The following is a 2,413-nucleotide window of genomic DNA, read 5'->3' as shown; positions in this document are numbered from 1 at the left end:
GAAGTCCTCGAGGAAGCCTTGCCATTCCTCTGTCGATATCCGAGCAGCCCTTAGCATGTCGCGAAGTTCGCCGATGCCGTCGTCCGTGAGGGCAGTCTGGTAGGTTTCCTGGTCGACCTGGACACTGACGATATTGCCATAGGTGAGGTTGTCGTCGTTGCTGACAATAGCTTCGAGGAGGTCCAGATCCTCGCCAAGCAGGTTGGCGACGTGACTGAGTATGCAAACGTAGGTAGTCGTCGCCATCAGGCAGCCTCGCTGCCGGGCTGACGCTTCGTTTGCCACAACCAAGGCAGCAGTTCGTCGAGCCGGTTGATTTTGTGATCATGGATGCGGTCGAGGATGTCGGCGAGCCAGGCTTGCGGATCGAGGCCGTTCATCTTGGCGGTTTCGATGAGCGTCATCGCCCGGGCCAGGGTTTCGCCACCGCTGTCGGAACCGGCGAAGAGCCAGTTCTTACGACCGATGCCGATCGGGCGCATGGCGCGCTCGGCCGGGTTGTTATCGATGCCGACGCGGCCGTCGTCGAGGAAGAGCTCGAAGGAGGGCCAGCGGCTGAGACCGTAACGGATGGCCTTGGCGAGATCGCTCTTGCCCGGAATGCGCAGCAGCTGGGCCTCGGCCCACGCCTTGAAGGCATCGACCATGGGGCGCGAGTGTGCCAGGCGCGCGGCCTGTCGCAGTTCGGCGGACTGACCGGCGATCTCGCGCTCGACATCGTAGATCTTGCCGATCCGGTCGAGGGCCTCCCGCGCTATCTCGGACTTCGTGGTTTCCCACACATCGTGGAAGTCGCGACGCAAGTGCGCCCAGCATGCTGCCTCTCGGAACTGGCTGCTGCCATCCGCGCGCTGTTCGTAGAGCGGATTGAAGCCGGCATAGGCATCCGCCTGAAGGATGCCACGGCTGGCTTGTAGGTGGCGCTGCGGATGCTCCCCCTTCCGATCCGGGGAGAAGCGGTAGACGACGCCGGGTGGCGCCGTGCCGGCCCAAGGTCGCTGGTCAGAGACATAGGCCCAGACCCGGCCTTGTTTGACACCCTTGCCGAGACCGCGGTCCCGACGTGACCGGTCCAGCACGCGGATTGGAGTGTCATCTGCATGCAGCACCGGCGCGGCCATCACCTCGGCCTCGATCCGCTCGATGACGGGGGCGAGCACCTTCATGGCGCGCCCGCACCAATCCAGAAGCGTGCTGTCAGGGATGTCGGCGCCCATGCGCGCGTAGATCTCGTGTTGGCGATACAATGGAAGATGGTCGTCGAACTTCGAGACGAGGATTTGGGCCAGCAACCCCGGACCGGCCATGCTGCCGGAGATCGGACGGCTCGGGGCCGCAGGCTGCACCATCTTCTCACACCGGCGGCAGGACTTCTTCAACCGCGCGATCTGAATGACCTTCATTTGCGCCGCGACCAGGTCGAGAAGCTCGCTGACGTCCTCGCCCACCACTCGCAGGTCACCCCCACAATCGGGACAACAGGTGCCAGGGTCGAGCTCGCGGCGTTCGCGAGGCGTTGCGTCCGACACGCGCGGCCTGCGTCGCGGCTTCGCCTCGGCAACGGGGGCATCGGTCGCGGCAGGTTCATCGCCCTCGATCGCCCGGTCGCGCTGCTCGGCCACCGCGACCAGCAGATCCTCCAGCGCCAGTTCCAACTGGGCAATCTCGCGCTCGATCTTTTCCGAGGACTTGCCGAAGGCCTGCTTCTGCAACTTGGCGATCCGCAGGCGAAGGGCCTGAACCAGCTGTTCATGAGCCTGGAGCGTGGCCGACATGCGCGCATTCTCTGCCTGTAGCGCGGCGATCATCGCCTTCAGGACAGCGGGGTCGTCAGAGAGAATGGCGGTATCATCGGACATGGCGACTGATACCACGCACAGGTGGATGTGGCCAATAAAACAAGGAGATTCAAACGGATAATCTACCCCACCCGAGCAGGCGGCGCACCCCAATCCGGGCGACGCCAGTCGATCCCTTCCCAGAGCATCGCCAGCTGCGCCGAGGTCAGTCGCGCGACCCCGGCTTCGGTGTTTGGCCAGGGAAAGCGACCGCGCTCGAGGACCTTGTAGTAGAGGCAGAAGCCCTGGCCATCCCAGTAAAGCAGCTTTAGCCGATCGCCTTTGCGCCCCCGGAACGCGAAGACCGCGCCGCTCGCGGGCTTCTGGCGCAGCACGTCCTGCGCCAGAGCGGATAGCCCCGCAATCCCCTTCCTCATGTCGGTCGCGCCACAAGCAAGGTAGACGCGAACTCCGGTGCCTGGACCGATCATGCGGCTTCCACCGCCCGGATCAGCCGGGTCAGGGCCTCGCCATCCATGCCGCTGTCGAAACGGAGGCAGCGACCATTGGCAAGTCGTAGTTCCACAAGGACCGGCCGAGAGGATGCAGGGGATTGTGCGGGTTCGGACATTGCG

At 64.3% G+C, this 2,413-nt stretch carries 3 protein-coding genes; all 3 read right to left on the bottom strand.

Annotated features, from left to right (window positions below; genetic code table 11):
• Positions 1-246: hypothetical protein (locus ACFO5X_RS26215; RefSeq protein ID WP_380723299.1), on the bottom strand; the 246-nt coding region annotated here is incomplete at its 3' end.
• Positions 246-1,859, bottom strand: a complete 1,614-nt coding sequence (gene tnpC, locus ACFO5X_RS26210; RefSeq protein ID WP_380723295.1) for an IS66 family transposase — start codon at positions 1,857-1,859, stop codon at positions 246-248. The genes ACFO5X_RS26215 and tnpC, both read right to left, overlap by 1 nt.
• Before the next feature lie 62 nt (positions 1,860-1,921).
• The gene (tnpB, locus tag ACFO5X_RS26205; RefSeq protein WP_206896528.1) at positions 1,922-2,269 is read right to left on the bottom strand and encodes an IS66 family insertion sequence element accessory protein TnpB; all 348 of its coding nucleotides are present in this window, start codon (positions 2,267-2,269) and stop codon (positions 1,922-1,924) included.
• Between the last annotated feature and the right edge of the window lie 144 nt (positions 2,270-2,413).

The sequence above is a fragment of the Seohaeicola nanhaiensis genome, assembly GCF_042654245.1.
GTDB lineage: Bacteria > Pseudomonadota > Alphaproteobacteria > Rhodobacterales > Rhodobacteraceae > Seohaeicola_A > Seohaeicola_A nanhaiensis.
This window is presented reverse-complemented; position numbering and strand designations above follow the sequence as displayed.

What these genes read in the sequence shown, in the direction of transcription:
- tnpC (WP_380723295.1), bottom strand. Translation starts at nt 1,859, where the DNA reads ATGTCCGATGATACCGCCATTCTCTCTGACGACCCCGCTGTCCTGAAG.
- tnpB (WP_206896528.1), bottom strand. Translation starts at nt 2,269, where the DNA reads ATGATCGGTCCAGGCACCGGAGTTCGCGTCTACCTTGCTTGTGGCGCG.